The 17,095-nt window shown below is 31.6% G+C and carries 15 protein-coding genes; 2 read left to right on the forward strand and 13 right to left on the reverse strand.

The window, feature by feature from the left end:
• Positions 1 to 12 precede the first annotated feature (12 nt).
• Genes PQ462_RS02135 through surE form a run of 4 tightly spaced genes read right to left on the reverse strand, consistent with a single transcriptional unit; the run spans position 13 to position 2,717 of the window.
• Complete coding sequence (locus PQ462_RS02135) at positions 13 to 510, reverse strand: C40 family peptidase (RefSeq protein ID WP_274252203.1); 498 nt, start codon at positions 508 to 510, stop codon at positions 13 to 15.
• An 11-nt stretch (positions 511 to 521) separates the two neighbouring features.
• Positions 522 to 1,637, reverse strand: coding sequence for a lipid-A-disaccharide synthase (gene lpxB, locus PQ462_RS02140; protein ID WP_274252204.1), 1,116 nt, complete (start codon positions 1,635 to 1,637; stop codon positions 522 to 524).
• A gap of 35 nt (positions 1,638 to 1,672) precedes the next feature.
• Positions 1,673 to 1,945 (reverse strand): hypothetical protein, encoded by a 273-nt coding sequence (locus PQ462_RS02145; RefSeq protein WP_274252205.1) that lies wholly within the window; start codon positions 1,943 to 1,945, stop codon positions 1,673 to 1,675.
• Positions 1,938 to 2,717: a 5'/3'-nucleotidase SurE gene (surE, locus tag PQ462_RS02150; RefSeq protein ID WP_073408040.1), complete on the reverse strand. Its 780-nt coding sequence runs from the start codon at positions 2,715 to 2,717 to the stop codon at positions 1,938 to 1,940. The genes PQ462_RS02145 and surE overlap by 8 nt, the downstream gene beginning before the upstream one ends.
• 212 nt (positions 2,718 to 2,929) lie before the next feature.
• On the opposite strand from surE, the gene PQ462_RS02155 reads away from it, so the two are divergent.
• Positions 2,930 to 5,113, forward strand: a complete 2,184-nt coding sequence (locus PQ462_RS02155; RefSeq protein WP_274252206.1) for a carboxy terminal-processing peptidase — start codon at positions 2,930 to 2,932, stop codon at positions 5,111 to 5,113.
• A gap of 84 nt (positions 5,114 to 5,197) precedes the next feature.
• On the forward strand, positions 5,198 to 5,995 hold the full coding sequence (locus tag PQ462_RS02160; RefSeq protein WP_274252207.1) for a DNA/RNA non-specific endonuclease: 798 nt from the start codon (positions 5,198 to 5,200) through the stop codon (positions 5,993 to 5,995).
• Here PQ462_RS02160 and rpe read toward each other — a convergent pair.
• The 9 genes from rpe to PQ462_RS02205 form a co-directional block, all read right to left on the reverse strand.
• Positions 5,972 to 6,634 carry a ribulose-phosphate 3-epimerase gene (gene rpe / locus PQ462_RS02165; protein WP_073408037.1) on the reverse strand — a complete coding sequence of 221 codons (663 nt, stop codon included), beginning with the start codon at positions 6,632 to 6,634 and terminating at the stop codon, positions 5,972 to 5,974. The genes PQ462_RS02160 and rpe overlap by 24 nt on opposite strands.
• Positions 6,635 to 7,002: 368 nt before the next feature.
• On the reverse strand, positions 7,003 to 7,866 hold the full coding sequence (locus PQ462_RS02170; RefSeq protein ID WP_007804760.1) for a sigma-70 family RNA polymerase sigma factor: 864 nt from the start codon (positions 7,864 to 7,866) through the stop codon (positions 7,003 to 7,005).
• A gap of 162 nt (positions 7,867 to 8,028) precedes the next feature.
• Positions 8,029 to 9,729, reverse strand: coding sequence for a hypothetical protein (locus PQ462_RS02175; RefSeq protein WP_274252211.1), 1,701 nt, complete (start codon positions 9,727 to 9,729; stop codon positions 8,029 to 8,031).
• A 14-nt stretch (positions 9,730 to 9,743) separates the two neighbouring features.
• The gene (locus PQ462_RS02180; RefSeq protein ID WP_274252212.1) at positions 9,744 to 10,916 is read right to left on the reverse strand and encodes a DUF4249 domain-containing protein; all 1,173 of its coding nucleotides are present in this window, start codon (positions 10,914 to 10,916) and stop codon (positions 9,744 to 9,746) included.
• 78 nt (positions 10,917 to 10,994) lie between these two features.
• On the reverse strand, positions 10,995 to 12,173 hold the full coding sequence (locus PQ462_RS02185; protein ID WP_274252213.1) for a DUF4249 domain-containing protein: 1,179 nt from the start codon (positions 12,171 to 12,173) through the stop codon (positions 10,995 to 10,997).
• Positions 12,174 to 12,187: 14 nt separating this feature from the next.
• Positions 12,188 to 14,974, reverse strand: coding sequence for a TonB-dependent receptor (locus PQ462_RS02190; RefSeq protein WP_274252214.1), 2,787 nt, complete (start codon positions 14,972 to 14,974; stop codon positions 12,188 to 12,190).
• 5 nt (positions 14,975 to 14,979) lie between these two features.
• Positions 14,980 to 15,723: a hypothetical protein gene (locus PQ462_RS02195; protein WP_274252215.1), complete on the reverse strand. Its 744-nt coding sequence runs from the start codon at positions 15,721 to 15,723 to the stop codon at positions 14,980 to 14,982.
• 187 nt (positions 15,724 to 15,910) lie between these two features.
• Positions 15,911 to 16,162: a hypothetical protein gene (locus PQ462_RS02200; RefSeq protein ID WP_012023519.1), complete on the reverse strand. Its 252-nt coding sequence runs from the start codon at positions 16,160 to 16,162 to the stop codon at positions 15,911 to 15,913.
• Between the two features lie 186 nt (positions 16,163 to 16,348).
• Complete coding sequence (locus PQ462_RS02205) at positions 16,349 to 17,095, reverse strand: LytR/AlgR family response regulator transcription factor (protein ID WP_274252216.1); 747 nt, start codon at positions 17,093 to 17,095, stop codon at positions 16,349 to 16,351.

The following is a 17,095-nucleotide window of genomic DNA, read 5'->3' on the forward strand; positions in this document are numbered from 1 at the left end:
TTTTAGATGAGATTATTCAAAAACCCTGTTTACTTGTTCAAACGAATTTTTATAATAAGGTTCCTTTGTAGAAGAAATTATAACGCCTTTTGAAGTAGAAGAATGTACAAATTTTATTTCGTCTGAATTTACTTCCGTGATAAGTCCAACGTGATTAATCTGTCTGCTTTTGTTGGTTTTAAAGAAAATTAAATCTCCTTTTTTTGCATCATTAAGCGGAATAACTTTTCCAATTTTTGCCTGTTCAAAAGAACTTCTTGGCAGTTTTATATTTTCAGATTCAAAAGTAGTATAAACTAATCCGGAGCAGTCAAAACCGCTTTTTGTAGTTCCTCCGGCCTTGTATTTTACACCAATATTATCTGTTGCAGTATCGATTAAATTCTTTACCAGAGATCTGTTTTCTTTTTTAGATTCGCTTTTGCTTGTGCTTTTGCCTGCAACAGTTGAAGTCGATTTACAAGAAACGAATACGATCGATAGAAGAAGGAAAACGAATATTTTTTTCAAAACAGAAATATTTAAGATTTTAAATCGGCAACAATAAGTTTTGCAGTTTTTTTACTTGCGCCTACCCCACCAAGTTTTTGTTCTAAAATATCATAGTTTTTTAGCAGTTTTTCACGGTGAGAAGGTTCAAGCAGTTTGTTTAATTCTTCTTTGATGCGTTTTGTATTGCATTCGCCCTGAATTAATTCAGTTACAACTTCCTGATCCATAATTAAATTAACAAGCGAAATATATTTTAAAGTAATAATTCGTTTGGCAATTTGATATGAAATAGCGCTTCCTTTGTAACAAACCACTTCAGGAACTTTAAAAAGTGCTGTTTCTAAAGTTGCTGTTCCAGAAGTAACTAAAGCAGCTGTTGAAGAACGCAGTAAATCATACGTTTTATTCGATACAAATGCGATGTTTTTGTTTTTTATAAACTGCTGATAAAATTCGTAATCCTGACTTGGTGCGCCCGCAATAACAAATTCATAATCCTGAAAATCATCAACAACACTTAACATTACGCTCAGCATTTTGGTAATTTCCTGTTTACGGCTTCCTGGTAAAACAGCAATAATAGGTTTTTCTCCTAATTTATTTTCTTCTCTAAAAGCTGATTCATTAAAAGCGGGCTGATTTTGAATAGCATCAATAAGCGGATGCCCCACAAAATCTACAGGGAAATGATGTTTGTCTTCATAAAAACCTTTTTCAAAAGGCAGAATTACAAACATTCTGTCAACATCCTGTTTTATGGCGTTGATGCGATTTTCTTTCCAGGCCCAGATTTGAGGAGAAATATAATAATGAGTTCTGTAATTCAGTTCTTTGGCCCATTTTGCAATACGCATATTAAAGCCAGGATAATCAATAAAAATTAAAACATCAGGTTTAAATTCTGAGATATCTTTTTTGCAGAATTTTATATTGTTTAAAATGGTTTTTAAATTAAAAAGCACTTCAACAAAACCCATAAATGCAAGATCGCGATAATGTTTTACCAAAGTTCCGCCGGCTTTCTGCATTAAGTCACCGCCCCAAAATCTAATTTCGGCCTGAGGATCTTCCTCATATAAGGCTTTCATTAAATTTGAACCGTGTAGATCTCCAGAAGCCTCGCCAGCTATTATGTAGTATTTCATATCAACAAATTTTTATTGCAGCACAAAGATAGGATTTAAATAATTATGGTTGAAACTGCCAGAACAATCACGGCTAAAATCACGCCTCTGGCCATCATTTCTTTATTTCGGTTTAAAAGAATTAAGAAGACAGCAAGATCTAAAGTGGTTCCAATTGTAATTATTTTTCCCAAATATCCCATTTCTTTTATAGTTCGAATTCCGGTAGAAATATCAAAATTTGTAAAGAATTTGATAAACAAATAACTACCCAAAAGAGATGTAAAGATTCCAATAAGAAACCCAATAATAAATTCTTTTTTATCCATTTAATTTCCATGTATTAAGTTGCTGCATAGTATGATGTGCCGTTAAATCAAACTGAACCGGAACCACAGAAATATATCCGTTTTCTAAAGCCCATTCGTCTGTATCTTCGCCATTGTCTTCATTTGTAAATTTGCCCGTCAGCCAGTAATAATCTTTACCAAAAGGAGTTTGTCTTTTGTCAAATTTTTGAGCGTAATAAGCCTTAGCCTGACGGCAGACTTTTATTCCTTTAATTTCTTTTTCACTCAATTTTGGGAAATTGACATTTAAAACAACGCCGGGAGGCAGTTTGTTTTTAAGTGTTTCTAAAGCTATTTTTTTTACAAATGCTTTCGCCGGTTCAAAATCGGCATTCCAGTCAAAGTCCAAAAGTGAAAAACCAATGGCCTGAATTCCTTCAATTCCTGCTTCGACAGCGGCACTCATAGTTCCGGAATAAATAACATTAATTGAAGAATTTGATCCGTGGTTAATTCCGGAAACACATAAATCTGGTTTTCTTTTTAAAATTTCATTTACTGCCAATTTTACACAATCAACAGGAGTTCCAGAACAGCTGTATTCTGTAATTGTATCATCATCTTTAGAAATTTTATCTAAAAATAAAGTGTTATTTATGGTGATGGCATGACCCATTGCGCTCTGAGGTTTGTCTGGAGCGACTACAACAACATCGCCAATAGTTTCCATAACGCTTATTAAAGCTCTAATTCCCGGAGCCAGAATTCCGTCGTCGTTGGTTACTAATATTAAGGGTTTTTCGTCTTTCATGATAAGATTGCTATTTTTGATTTTTCAAAATTAAAGCTTGTAAAAGCAAATGTAGTAACAGATTTTGGTAGATTACTAACAAATAAATAAAAATTGTAAACTAAATTCAGGAACACTTTTGAACGATAAACATTTTTATATCTTTAACAAAAAATTATACTGATCTTGGCATGTTGGCATAGTTTTTACCGTAACTTAGATTAAAAAATTTGATGAATGCTATTATTAAGTTTATGAAAAGAAATTATAAAATACTTATAGCCGTATTATGCTTGTCTTTAACCCTGTTTGCTTTTAAGATAAATGCTGACAAGAATGATGATCCGGATCCAAATAGAGACAAGACACTTTTAGAATTACTGGCTTTTGTTATTGAAAAAGGACACTATAGTCCTGCAGAAATAAATGACGATTTTTCAAAAGGTATTTTTAAGGATTATATCGATGCATTAGACCCTTCAAAGAGGTTCTTTCTGCAGTCGGATATTGATGAATTCAAGCAATATGAGTTAATGCTTGATGATCAGTTTTTAAACAAAGACTTAACATTCTTTAATTTAACTTATACAAGATTAATGAAAAGAATGGAAGAGAGTAAAAAACGCTATAAAACTATTTTAGCGCAGCCTTTTAACTATAATACAGATGAGACTTTTAATGCAGATTATGAGACAATTCCGTATGCAAAGAATTTAAATGAAATTAATGAAAGATGGAGAAAACAAATTAAACTTTCGACTCTTTCTTCACTTGTAACAAAACAAAAAATTGAAGAAGAGAAAAAGAAAAAAGATCCAGCTTACAAAGAAAAATCATTTGAAACTTTAGAAAAAGAAACTCGTGAGAGTTCTTTAAAATCATTAGATGACAATTTTAGTGTTATTAAAGATTTAAATAAAGATTACTGGTTTTCTGTGTATTTAAATTCTATAATGGCTCGTTTTGACCCGCATACTAGTTATTTTGCACCAGAAGAAAAAGATCGTTTTGATGTAAATATCAGCGGAAAATTAGAAGGAATTGGAGCAAGATTAACTAAGAAAAATGACTTTACTCAAATTGATGAGTTAATTTCCGGCGGACCTGCATGGAAAGGAAAAGAACTTGAAGCAGGAGATTTAATTCTTAAAGTTGCTCAAGGTAATGAAGAACCGGTTGATGTAGTTGGAATGCGTCTTGACGATGTTGTTAAAAAAATCAAAGGACACAAAGGAACTGTAGTAAAACTTACAGTTAAAAAAGTTGACGGAAGTATTAAAGTAATTTCAATTGTAAGAGATGTGGTTGAAATTGAAGAAACTTACGCTAAATCTAGTATTGTTGAAAAAAACGGATTGAAATATGGAGTTATTTATCTTCCTAAATTTTACATCGATTTTGAAAACAAAGACGGTCGTGATGCCGGAAAAGATATTGCTCTTGAAGTAGAAAGACTGAAAAAAGAAAATATAAACGGAATCGTTCTTGATGTTCGCGACGATGGAGGAGGATCTCTTTCTACTGTTGTTGATATTGCAGGTTTATTTATTGAAGAGGGACCAATTGTTCAGGTAAAATCTGCTGGAAAAAAGAAAGAAGTTTTATACGATAAAGACAAAAAAATAGAGTGGGACGGTCCATTGGTAATTATGGTTAACAGTTTCTCTGCCTCGGCTTCTGAGATTTTAGCAGCAGCTATTCAGGATTACAAACGCGGCGTTATCATTGGAAGTAAACAAACTTATGGTAAAGGAACGGTACAAAATGTACTTGATTTAAACCAATTTGTTCGTAATGCAAATTATGGAGATTTAGGTGCTTTGAAAATTACAGGACAAAAATTCTATAGAATTAACGGTGGTTCAACTCAATTAGAAGGTGTTCACAGTGATGTTGTAATGCCGGATCGTTATGCTTATCTAAAAATGGGTGAGCGTGATATTGACAACGCAATGCCTTGGGATAAAATTGATCCTGCTGATTACAGTACGTGGACTTTTAACCAAAATTTTAGTAAGGCTATTGAGAAAAGCAGAACCAGAATTGCAGAAAATCCTCAGTTTAAATTAATTGAAGACAATGCAAAATGGATTGATGTTAAGAACAAAGAAAATACATACAGCCTGAACATTAAGAGTTTTAAAGAAACTCAGGAACAAGTTGAAAATGAAGGTAAAAAATACAAACCAATTTCTGATTACAAAAACAATCTGGTTTTTAAATCATTACCTTATGAAGTGCAGGAAATGAACAATGATGCTACATTAAAAGAGAAAAGAGAAGCTTGGCACCAGGCTTTATCGAAAGATGTATATGTTGAGGAAGCATTAAATGTTTTAGACGATTTACAGTCTCCTTCTTATGTAAAAACTACAGTTTCACCTAAAATGAAAAAGGAGAAATTAGTAAAATCTTAATTTTAGAAAATTTAATTTGTTATTGAAAAACGCTTCTTAAATAGTAATTTATGGAGCGTTTTTTTTAGATAAAATATAGTATTTATGAAGAATGCTTTAATTTGTTTTTTGGCTGCATTTATGGCCTTTTCTTGTAAAAAAGAAAATAATGTTATACATAAAGATGATAAAGAAGAAATAGGGGAGAAACAAAGTTCATTTGTTTCTGATCAAAGTAATAATATAGGTTCATTGTATTCTGTTTCTTATGAACCAACTTCAACAACCAATCAAATCGTTAAACATAAATATTATACACTGTCTTATAATGAAAAATTTGAACAGGCAGAATGGGTTGCTTACGAATTAAAAAAGGAATATTTGAAAAATGGAAATTTTAAACGTCCTTATTTTATCGAAGATCCAAAAGTGACAACAGGTTCTGCCGATTGGAGAAATTATAAAAAATCGGGTTATGATAAAGGCCACCTTTGCCCGGCAGGCGATATGGAATTTAATGAAGAAGCATATAACGATACTTTTTATACTTCGAATATTTCTCCTCAAAAACATGATTTCAACAGAGGAATCTGGAATAGAATAGAACAAAAAACACGTTATTGGGCAGGCAAATACAATGATATTTATGTCGTTACAGGTGGTGTTTTGAAAGATACAGATAAAAAAATAGGAACAGAAAAAGTTTCTGTTCCTAAATATTTCTATAAAATTGTTTTGGCAAAATCAGGAAAAGAACACAAAGCAATTGCTTTTTTAGTTCCAAATGAAGATAGTGACAAGTCTATTTATGATTTCGTAGTTCCTATTGAAACGGTAGAAAAAATGACAGGAATTGACTTCTTTCCGAATTTAAAAAATTTAAAAAGCAGTAAGGACTTTTAAATCTGCTATTGTTTCAATTGGATTTTCTGCTTTAAAAACAAAGCTTCCGGCAACTAAAACATCTGCTCCGGCTTCTACTAATTGTTTTGCATTTTTGTTCGTTACACCACCGTCAATTTCGATAAGAGTGGATGCGTTTTTGCGTGTAATTAAATCTTTTAGTTTTTTAACTTTTGCATACGTATTTTCGATAAAAGACTGCCCGCCAAAACCAGGGTTGACACTCATGATGCAAACCAAGTCAATGTCGTTTATAACATCTTCTAAAAGATCAATATTGGTATGTGGATTTATGGCAACACCAGCTTTCATTCCTTCGGCTTTTATTGCCTGAAGAGTTCTGTGTAAGTGTGTACAGGCTTCATAATGAACTGTTAATCCATTTGCTCCCAAATCGGCAAAAGTTTTAATGTATCGATCGGGATCAATAATCATTAAGTGCACATCGATATATTTTTTTGCATGTTTTGAAATGGCTTCTAAAACTGGCATTCCAAAAGAGATATTTGGAACAAAAACTCCGTCCATAATATCGATATGAAACCAATCAGCCTGACTGTTGTTTATCATTTCGACATCGCGCTGTAAATTGCCAAAATCGGCAGCAAGAACTGAAGGAGCAATAAATGTATTTTTCATTGTAGTGTGTGTTGTTTTTTTACAAAGATAAATTTTTTATGCACTGCATGGTAATTTAACCGCAAAGCACGCAAAGATTTTTGGCTTGTAAGGTTCTGTAAAAAAAAACGCAAATTTCGCAAAGCTTTGTGTGCTTAAAAAAAACAATAAAAAAACTTTGCGGACCTTGCGTAAATTTTAGCGTGCTTTGCGGTTAAATTTTCAAAATGCAAAATAAAAAACTCCGGTAATCAGCCGGAGTTTCAATCATCAATCAAAAAACGAACAGTCAATCAAACTGTTGTTTGCTTTAATATCCAAATTAAGAAATTTTAAATTAAACTCCAAGTAATTGGAATTTGTAATTTCTTTTGTCGGAATTTTGGTGATTAACCAAGATAAGTTTTAAGAATTTTACTTCTAGAAGTATGTTTTAATCTACGGATTGCTTTTTCTTTAATCTGACGAACACGCTCACGAGTTAAGTCGAAAGTTTCTCCAATTTCTTCTAAAGTCATTGGGTGCTGATCGCCAAGTCCAAAATACAAACGAACAACATCTGCCTCTCTTGGCGTTAATGTTTCTAATGAACGTTCGATTTCAGTACGTAATGATTCGTGAATTAACTCTCTGTCTGGGTTTGGAGATTCTCCAGAACGTAATACGTCGTAAAGGTTAGAATCTTCACCTTCAACAAGAGGTGCATCCATTGATAAGTGACGACCAGAGTTTTTCATAGACTCTTTTACGTCATTTACAGTCATGTCAAGTTCTTTTGCAATTTCTTCAGCAGAAGGCGGACGCTCATTAGACTGCTCTAATAATGCATACATTTTGTTGATTTTATTGATAGAACCAATTTTGTTTAATGGTAAACGAACAATACGTGATTGTTCTGCAAGAGCCTGAAGGATCGATTGACGAATCCACCATACGGCATAAGAAATGAATTTAAAACCACGAGTTTCATCAAAACGCTGTGCTGCTTTGATAAGTCCTAAGTTTCCTTCATTAATTAAGTCAGGAAGAGTTAATCCTTGGTTTTGATATTGTTTAGCAACCGATACAACGAAACGTAGGTTGGCTTTTGTTAATTTTTCTAAAGCTCTTTGATCACCAGCCTTTATTCTTTGTGCTAATTCTACCTCTTCATCAGCGGTAATTAGGTCAACTTTTCCGATTTCTTGTAGATATTTATCTAACGATGCAGTTTCACGATTGGTTACCTGCTTGGTGATTTTAAGTTGTCTCATCTTATTTGTCTCCTCAATTTTTTAAGTGTACAAGTAGTTATACGTATGGGGTTTCAAAAAAGTTACAATTTAGGTCAAAAAAATTTTGTTTTTTTTTATAAAATAAAAAACCTGTCTATAACTAGACAGGTTTTTAGTGAGTTATGTTTTTACAATTGTAAATTAATTTGCACTTGTGTTTTGAATTTCTATATTTTCTTTAATAGAAACTGGGATTCCGCTTTTCGTAAATCCTTCCAATCTTATTTCGAAAGTTCCGGAAAGATCAGAAGTATAAAATGAAGTTTCTGAATCTTGATTTAGCTGTACATCAGGATTCCAAAACAACTGATTTCTAAAATCAGGGATTCTTTCATTGTCAGCCGTATTTTCATACTTAACCTTGTTGTATATCTTTTTTGGCTGTGGTCTTAAAATAGTTGGTTTTGCAATAAAAGAGCCTGTTTGTGTGCTTTTGAAATCTTTATCAAATGTTGTAAAACTGATTAATCCGTTAAATGATTTTGCGCCAACATAATATCTTCCCACAATAATTTCAATTTTATATACATTTTTCATGTTATAAGTCAGCAGGTCATTTTGGTTTTCCAAATATAATCCATCTACTAATACAAGTGCAGGATTTGGCAGCTGAGGGAAAACACTTGGGTCGTTTACATGTAGATAAAGCTTGTCATCTTTTTGTTTAGAATAAGCTTCTACTGCAACCTCTGTTATAGTTTCTTTTAAGGTTTTAAATCGCGTATAATCATCCAGAATGTATTCTTTAGTCAGTGGGTAATAAAAAGGCTCCACTGTTGGAGTTTTCTCGATGTTATCTACTTTTTTATGGAAATAAGCATTTTCAACCTGACTTGAAATAGATCTTTCTAAAAGGCTTTCTTTTATTGTATAAGACAATTTTGCATCTTTTTCAAAAGATACTTTTGTATAATCTATTTCTGGAGCGTTGTTTACAGTAAGCTCATAATTGTTTGCTTTTTCGTCTATAATCTGAAGAATTATATTTGAACTGTAAAAGGTTTGATTAACGTTGAAAATGAAATTTCCGTTTTTATCAGTTTGTACAACTTTAAAAGCGAAAGATTTTCCCGGAATAGATAGCCCAACAGAAATATTATCGATTTTATCGCTGTTGTTTTTTGCACTTATTTTTCCTGAAATTATTTCTCCTCTAACTTCTGGCAGGATTATTTTTTGATTTTCATTTTTTAAATCCAATACTGCAAGATAAGCATTCCCTGCAGCAAAATCTACAGCCGAAATTTGATTTTGAGCTGGAATGTTATCTAATTTTCGAACAGAAAGTGAATAGGTTCCATTTGTATAATTTGCATTTGAAGACTTAATTTTTAAGTCAACTAATTCACGATTTGAAAAAATCTTTTTGTTTAGATTTAAAGTTACATTTTCGTTTTTTAAACTTTCTGCTGTCGTATTTGTATTTCCTGCAAAAATATTTTGAGAAGCAGTTTTCTCATCTACTTTATACGGATTGATAATATTAATATTTAACTGAAACAATTCAGAAAATGGTTTGTTCAGCATCCAATTGGTGTAGCCAATTAGTTTATAGGTACCTGTTTTTAAAGTTGTCGGAATAAAATAATCGCCTTGGCCGCTTGCGTTTTCTAAAGAGATTTTCGTTTTAAAAACTGATTTTTTATTATCATCAACTAATTCTACATAGGCTACTTTACTAATGCCGCTTGGTGTTTTGTCTGATGATTTTAGACAATAAACCTTGTATAATAATGTCTCACCTGAAATAAGTGTTGCTGCATTAGTATGAATAAAAATAGTTTCATCTAATGTTACAGTTTGTTGTGCGCTGCTTAATTGTGTATTAATTAATACAAACAATAATAATATGTGTTTTATTCTGTCCAAAATGAAGGTTTTACGTTAGATGAAAAAGATGTGCAGTCTCCGCATACAGCATCGACTAATATGTAATTTATACCGGCATTTGATATATAAGTCATGAGTTTACCATTTACGTTATAAATCATGCTTTCTCCTGAGCAGTCGTCACCTCCAAAACAAAATTTAAAAGGAATGTCGTCGCATGTACTAAAATAGGGTGCAGGTTCAAAAGGGAAAAAATCATCGTAATTAAAAAACAATCTCATTTCTGAGTAAGATGCCACTTCAAAAAAGCCAATGACTTTTGTACTCGAGTCGTTGATGCATTTTATATTTCCTGAAATTAAACCAGGCTGTTTTGGAGATAAAATGCCAGATGAACTAGACATATCTCTAAGTGTTTTATTAAAGGTATACGCATCAAGGCTTTCTATATATTGTTTTACTAATATGCTGTAACGATGACCAATGATATAATTATTTTTTTCGATAAATCGGATAGGGAAATTTACACGATCTTCAGAAAGGTCGTTTGTGTTTACTAAAAGGATCTCTGTTGATTTTTTAGTTGAATAACAGGTTTTTGTACTTGGATCGTTATTAATTAAAGCAACAGATTGTGGACTGGTTGAAATAAGTTTTAGACTGCTCCATCTCGGCACTACAACTTTATAGGTTTCGTCATACTCATATCTATAGTAATTTGATGATTTTTGAGGGTCGTAATTGTTTACATTAATTTGAACTCCTGTTTCATTGTCTTTGTTTGTTACAAGCGATGGAACAACACTTTTAATTGGGTTAACAGTAGTTAAAGTCTGTGGTGTAGACTGGTAAATTTTTCCGTCTTTAGTTTTTACTTCCAGAGTATATTGTTTATCAGCTTCAGCCTGAAAAGGAGTCACTGATTTGTAAACATTTCCATTTTCTTCAAATGGATACTCGTTATTTTGATTGTCTTTAACAACTACAACAGCACCCGTTTCTATTTTTACTTCTTCATCTTCAAACTTTGAAGTTTTAGTAATTTTTATTTCCTGATTTTTTAATTCATTAGTCAAGGTTGCTTCAATAACAATTATCTCTTCGTATGTATTTGTTAAAAGAGGAAATGTTTCTGTACAACCGCTAAAAAGGATTGCAAGAAGCGTTAAAAGGATTGTATTTTTTATATAGAGTTTCATTGTTTAAAATTGCTTCATTTTTAATTTAGATAAATTATATTTTTCATTTACCGTAAATAAAAAACCGTTTATCTGCTTTTAGTCTATCCAAAATGCAGGTTTTATGTTTGAGGCTATAGTGGTGCAGTCTCCGCAGGGTGAATTTACCCAAAAAGTGAATTGGCTGCCGGTTAAAAAATATGTGACTTTTTTTAGGGCTATATCATCCACAAAAGGTGGTACATGTGTACAAGGATCGGGATTGAATGGGATCTCTGCATAACAAAATTCTTTACAATCCGTGTAATATGGCGGTGCCACTTCACCATAAAATAAATCGGCATAATTAAAATAAATTCTCTCTGTTGATACTGATGCTACATCAAAATATCCGATAATTTTATCGCCTGAATTTTTTATAGACCTTATATTACCTAACACGATTCCGGGTTGTTTTGGAGATAAAATATTTTCGTTGCCAGACATTTTTTTTAACGTACTGTAGTAATTATAAGCCGCTAAATTTTCGACATACTGTCTTACTAATATGCTGTATCTGGTGGTAATAATATAATCCTGATCACTTATGAATCGTACTAAGTAATTAATTTTATCTTCGCTTAAACCATTTGTGTCTGTTAAAAGTAAAGTTGAGCTTTTTTTACTGCCATAACAAACTTTGGTATCAGGAGAGTTGGGAACAAAAATAACTCCGCCATTCGCATTTAAAATTGCTTTGGTGTCTACCCATTTTGGAGTTACAACTTTATACGTTTCTTCATATTCATACCTGTAAAATTTTGATTTGTTATCCGGATCAAAACTGCGGGCTCTAATAGTGACTCCTCTTTCAGTATCTATTGTTTCAATTTCTGCCGTAACGCTCTGCATTGGATTTATAGGTGTAAGTGTTTCTGCAGATGATTCAAAGGATCTTCCATCTTTCGTGTTAATGTGCAGCTGATATTGGATTCCGGGAGCAGCCTGAAACGCAACAGTTGACACATATCTGTCTGATTGGTCTTCAAAATCATATCTGTGTCCCGAATTATCAGTTATATAGACTTCTGCACCGCTTTCTGGTAAATAACTTTCATCTTCGAATTTAGCTGTTTTAACAAGTTTAATTTCCTGGTTTTTCAATTCGTTTGTTATTGTAGTTTCAACAACCAGAGCTTCTTCGTAAGTATTTGTCAATAGCGGATACGTTTCCGTACAGCTGTTGAAAATAAAAGCTGACAAGAAAAAAATAATACTATGTAGTTTAAAATTTTTCATCCTATATATTGGGATTAAAATTTAAAATTATAAGTAATACTTGGTACAGGAATTGAGAAAATAGAAGTTTTGTATCCTTTTACTTTTCCGCTTTGATCTGTTACAAAATAAATTGAATAAGGGTTGTTTCTTCCTAAGACATTATAAATTGAAAAGTTCCAGAAACTGTGTGCTAGTTTTTTAATTTTATGATTTCCTTCAATATTGATTCCAATATCTAAACGAATATAATCTGGAATTCTATAGGCATTTCTGTCGCTGTATAATGTATATTGTCCGTTTCCATATTGAAATGTTCCAATAGGATATGTTATTGGTCTTCCGGTTTGATACATGAAGTTTGTAGATAAACTATAGCGTTTTGTAAATCTATAATTTAAAATAGCACTTAAATCATGTGGTTTATCAAAGTTTGCCGGAAAAAAACTTCCATTATTTACCTTTTCTGAACTGAATTGACTGTCAAGTTTAATAAAAGTACGAGAATAGGTATAACCAATCCATCCGTTTAATCTTCCGGTTGATTTCTTTAACAATAATTCAACACCATATGCTTTTCCTTCTCCCTGTAATAATTCAGTCTCAACATTTTGATTCAATAAAAGCTGTGCTCCAACTTTGTAATCTAAAATGTTTTTCGATTTTTTGTAATATCCTTCAAGGCTTATTTCGTATTCTTCGTCTTGTAATGTTTTAAAAAGACCTAAAGAAACCTGCTGTGCGCTTTGAGGTTTTACATTTGAATCAGATAATTTCCAAGTGTCAGTTGGAGATTGTGTTACATTGCTCGATAATAAATGAATGTATTGACGAGTCATATCGTAACCTGCTTTTATAGAAAGATCTTCGGTAATGAAATAACGTGCTGCTAAACGAGGTTCAATTCCGCCATAAGTTTTTACAACTTCATTTTTGTCATAATGATTTGTTCCGGTTATAGTTTCGTTGCTCAAAGGTAATCCAGCCTGATAAGTATTTACATTAGCTTCTCCTAATGAAGCATAAAACGAATACCTTAACCCTAAATCAAACTGTAATTTGTCATTAAATTTATAACTGTCAGATAAATAAACAGCAGACTCAAGGGCTCTTTCTTTTTCAATGTCAGTAGCAATTAAAGTTGCATCAGGATTTGTTGGGTGTTGATATCCAGGAGAAATATTGTATAATTTACTTGCAATACCATAAGACAAATTATGTTTTGGTGTCAGCTGGTAGTTCAATTTTGCCTGAAGCTGCGATTCGTTTACTTTGTATCCAAAATCAAATGAATTTACATCATCAGAATGGTAGTCAATATTGAACTTATATTCACTGTTTGTAAAAATTAACGCTCCTTTGCTCTTTTTGTTAAAAGTATGATCCCACTTTAAAGATGCCAATCTGTTGCTGTATTTGTACACAGAATCTGAACTAAGGCTGAAACGGTCATGACTGTAGTAAGCAGTAGCCTCTAAGTTATTGTTTGCATTAATTGCATTATTGTATTTAATGATTCCGTCATAAAAACCAGCCTGACTGTTTTTTAAATTTTCATCGTCAAGCGCTTTTAAGATCCAGTCAGAATAAGTTGCTCTTCCTCCAACAATAATACTCGATTTATTTTTTTGGATAGGCATGCTTAAGGTAAGATTTGAAGTTATAGGTCCGATGGCACCTTCACCCGAAAACTTTTCTGGATTTCCATTTTTTGTTGCAATATCAAATACAGAAGATAATCTTCCTCCAAAATCAGCTGGGATACTTCCTTTGTAAATATCGGCTTTCTTTGCTGTATATGGGTTAATTGCTGAGAAGAAACCTAAAAAATGCTGCGGATTGTATAAAACAGCGTTGTCTAAAAGAATAAGATTTTGATCGTCTTTTCCTCCTCGTACGTTAAAGCCGGCAGATCCTTCTCCGGTAGTTTTAATACCAGGAAATGTTGTAGCTACTTTTAAAATGTCTCTTTCTCCAAGAATTAATGGAACATTTTTAATTCCTTCTATATCAATAGAAACTAAACCAGAAACAGTCGTTTCGGTAGTTTTTTGTCCTTTCTTTTTAATTACAACTTCATCTAGTTGATTTGATCTTTCATTAACATTGATATCAAATGTACCGTCGTCATAAACCATTAAAGTTCTTACAACTTCTTTATGGCTTAACGATTTTATCTCAATAACATTTATTCCTCTAGGAAGTTGTAAAGTATAGTTTCCATCAGGATCACTTGATGTGCTGATGTTTTTGTTTCTTACTTTGATAAAGATGTTTGCTTCCGCTTTTCCTGTTTCTTCATTTTTAACAGAACCAGAGACAGTATAATTTCTTTTTACATTGTCTTTATTCTCTTTACCTATAAAAACTATCGAAGCTTTTTTAGTTACACTATAACTATTTAGAGAATCGTACTGCTGATAAAACACAGGATTGTCAGAATGATCATTTCCGTTGTTTTGATTCGTTTCAACAGGCGCATCAGTAAAATAATTTGATGGTAAAGTATTGTGAATTGTACTATTAAGCGTTAAAATTATTTTGTTCTTTATAATAATATAATTCAAGTCAGTTTTACTGAAAACCGAATTAAGGATATCGTCAATTTTAGCATCATTGTAAACGCCGGAGATTAATCCTTTGTTAGAATTAACCCATGTTGGATCAAAATAAAATTTGTATGATGTTGCCGTTTCAATGCGTTTTAAGGCAATTTCTAAGGTTTCATCTTTAAATGTAATAGATAGTTTCTCACCTGCAGTTTGTGCTATAGACAATTGAAATGAGAATAAAATTATAATTGAAAGTAAAATTTTTTTCATTTGTCTTATTTAGTTTGAATTAGAAGAGAATTAGAAATGTATTTCATCAAATTTTTCATAAATTGATTTAAATCAGATTGTTTTAACTCTCTATTCAGTAAATAAAACCCATTGATTTGCTTTTTTTGTTCAGGGAACAGTTTGATGATGTCATTTTTTCCTTTTATAAGGTAAATGTTGTTTTTTAGTTCAATAAAAAACAAACTGTTTTCTTTAAAGGAATATAATATTCCATTTTCTGAAACTGTTTTTTGAATGTCCTTGTGGTGTTTGATATAAAATATAAAATCTGGTGCAATTTTGCTTACTTCATAATATCCTGTTGTAAATTCAGGGATCGTCTCAATCTTTTTTTCAATTTTGATAAAATTTTTGTCCTGAATTGAAAAAGACTCGACTTTGTTTTGAGTAAGGTTTATGCCGATATTTTCAGGCTGTCCTGAAGGGTTTAAAACTAAAATATCTCTGTAAATATCGTATTTTAGTTTTACGTTGTAATAGTTTTGACCTTCATAACTAAGTTTTCCTAATTCATACTGATTAATTAAGTATAAGTAGTTGTCTTGCACACTTCTGTAGAGATTCGTGTGTGGTATTCCGTTGTTTATATCCAGATTATCTTCTCCAACGGTTTTGTCATACCAGTTGTAAATATTAATATCGTTATTGGTTTGGGCTTGAATGACATAAATGTTTAAGAATAATCCAAATAAAATGAGGAAAATGGTTTTTTTTTGATAATTTTTCAAAGGATTCGATGGTTTTTGATGATTGTTTTGGAAGCTCTAAAATTATCAAAAAAAGATTATAAACAAAGGTTAAAATTGTTAAAATGTAATAAAAAATTTATTTTTTGTGATAAAACCCCTATTCCATTAGTACGAAATAAGGGTTTTAGGTGAAATGTTTTTGGGCAAAAAGAGTTTCTATGGATACTTACTCAAAAGAATCATCTGAACTGTCTAGAATTTGATCAAATATTTTCTTTAATGATTTTATGTATAAAGGAAAAAAGACGGCAAGTAAAACATATTCTATTCTTAAAACAGTAACATCATCCAGAATTTTATATAAACTCGGAATTATTATAGCTAATGAAACTGCAACGCCAACCCAGGGATTGTTTATTATTTTTTTAAGAATTGGTAAAATTTTCATTTCTGGTTGTTTTATCGTGGCTGTTTTCATCTATCATTATTTTGATTTAGGCAGGGTAAAAGTAAATTTCATCTAAGCAAATTGTTATGAAAATGTCATAAAACCTCTTTTTTGTGTCATGAAAGATGTTGAAGACTCTGTCGCTTAAACTTTTTCTTTCAAAAACAAAAATCCTCTTGTAGAAAGAGGATTTAGTTTTGTGTGTATTTTTTAGTATTATGACAAGATGTTCATATTTTTTATGAAATCCTTATAGGTGTCACTTAGATTTATTCGATGGTTTCCTTTTAATATAATAAGATTGTCAGTTAGGAAAATTTCTTCAATTTTAACAGAATTTACTATAGTATTGCGATGTGTTTTTATGAATTTGTTTTTATCCAGCAGTTCACTGATTTTTGTCAGCGAAATTAAGATTACAAATTTTTCTTTCTCAGTGATGATGTTACAATAACGCTCTTCAACTTCGATATAAAGAATATCTTCCAAGGCAACTTTCTTTAATGAATTTTTCTTTTTAATAAATAATGAATCGTTGCTTATAACAGTGTTTTGTTCTTCACTGAGGAATACATTGGTTTGTTCATAAAACTTTTCGACAGCCATTTCTATGGCATATAATATTTCCAGTTCGTTAAAGGGCTTCATTAAAAAGCTAAATGGTCTGGTGAGTTTTGCTCTTTCGAAAATCTGCCTGTCCTGAGAACTAGTCAAAAACACAAAAGGCTTCGATGCCTGAGGAATTATATTTATAGATTCAGCAAACGTTATCCCGTCTGGTTTTCCGTCTAGAAAAACATCTATTATTATTACATCAACAGAAGTCTCATAAAATAACTTTAAAGCATCTGTAAAGTTAACAGCAACTCCGGCTATATTATAATTGTTTTCGAGTAATACTTTTACAAGAGCATCACTTTGCTCCGGAGTATCTTCTATAATTAAAACATTAATATTATCCAT

It is taken from the genome of Flavobacterium sp. KACC 22758 (assembly GCF_028736135.1).
In the GTDB taxonomy this organism is placed as follows: Bacteria; Bacteroidota; Bacteroidia; order Flavobacteriales; family Flavobacteriaceae; genus Flavobacterium; species Flavobacterium johnsoniae.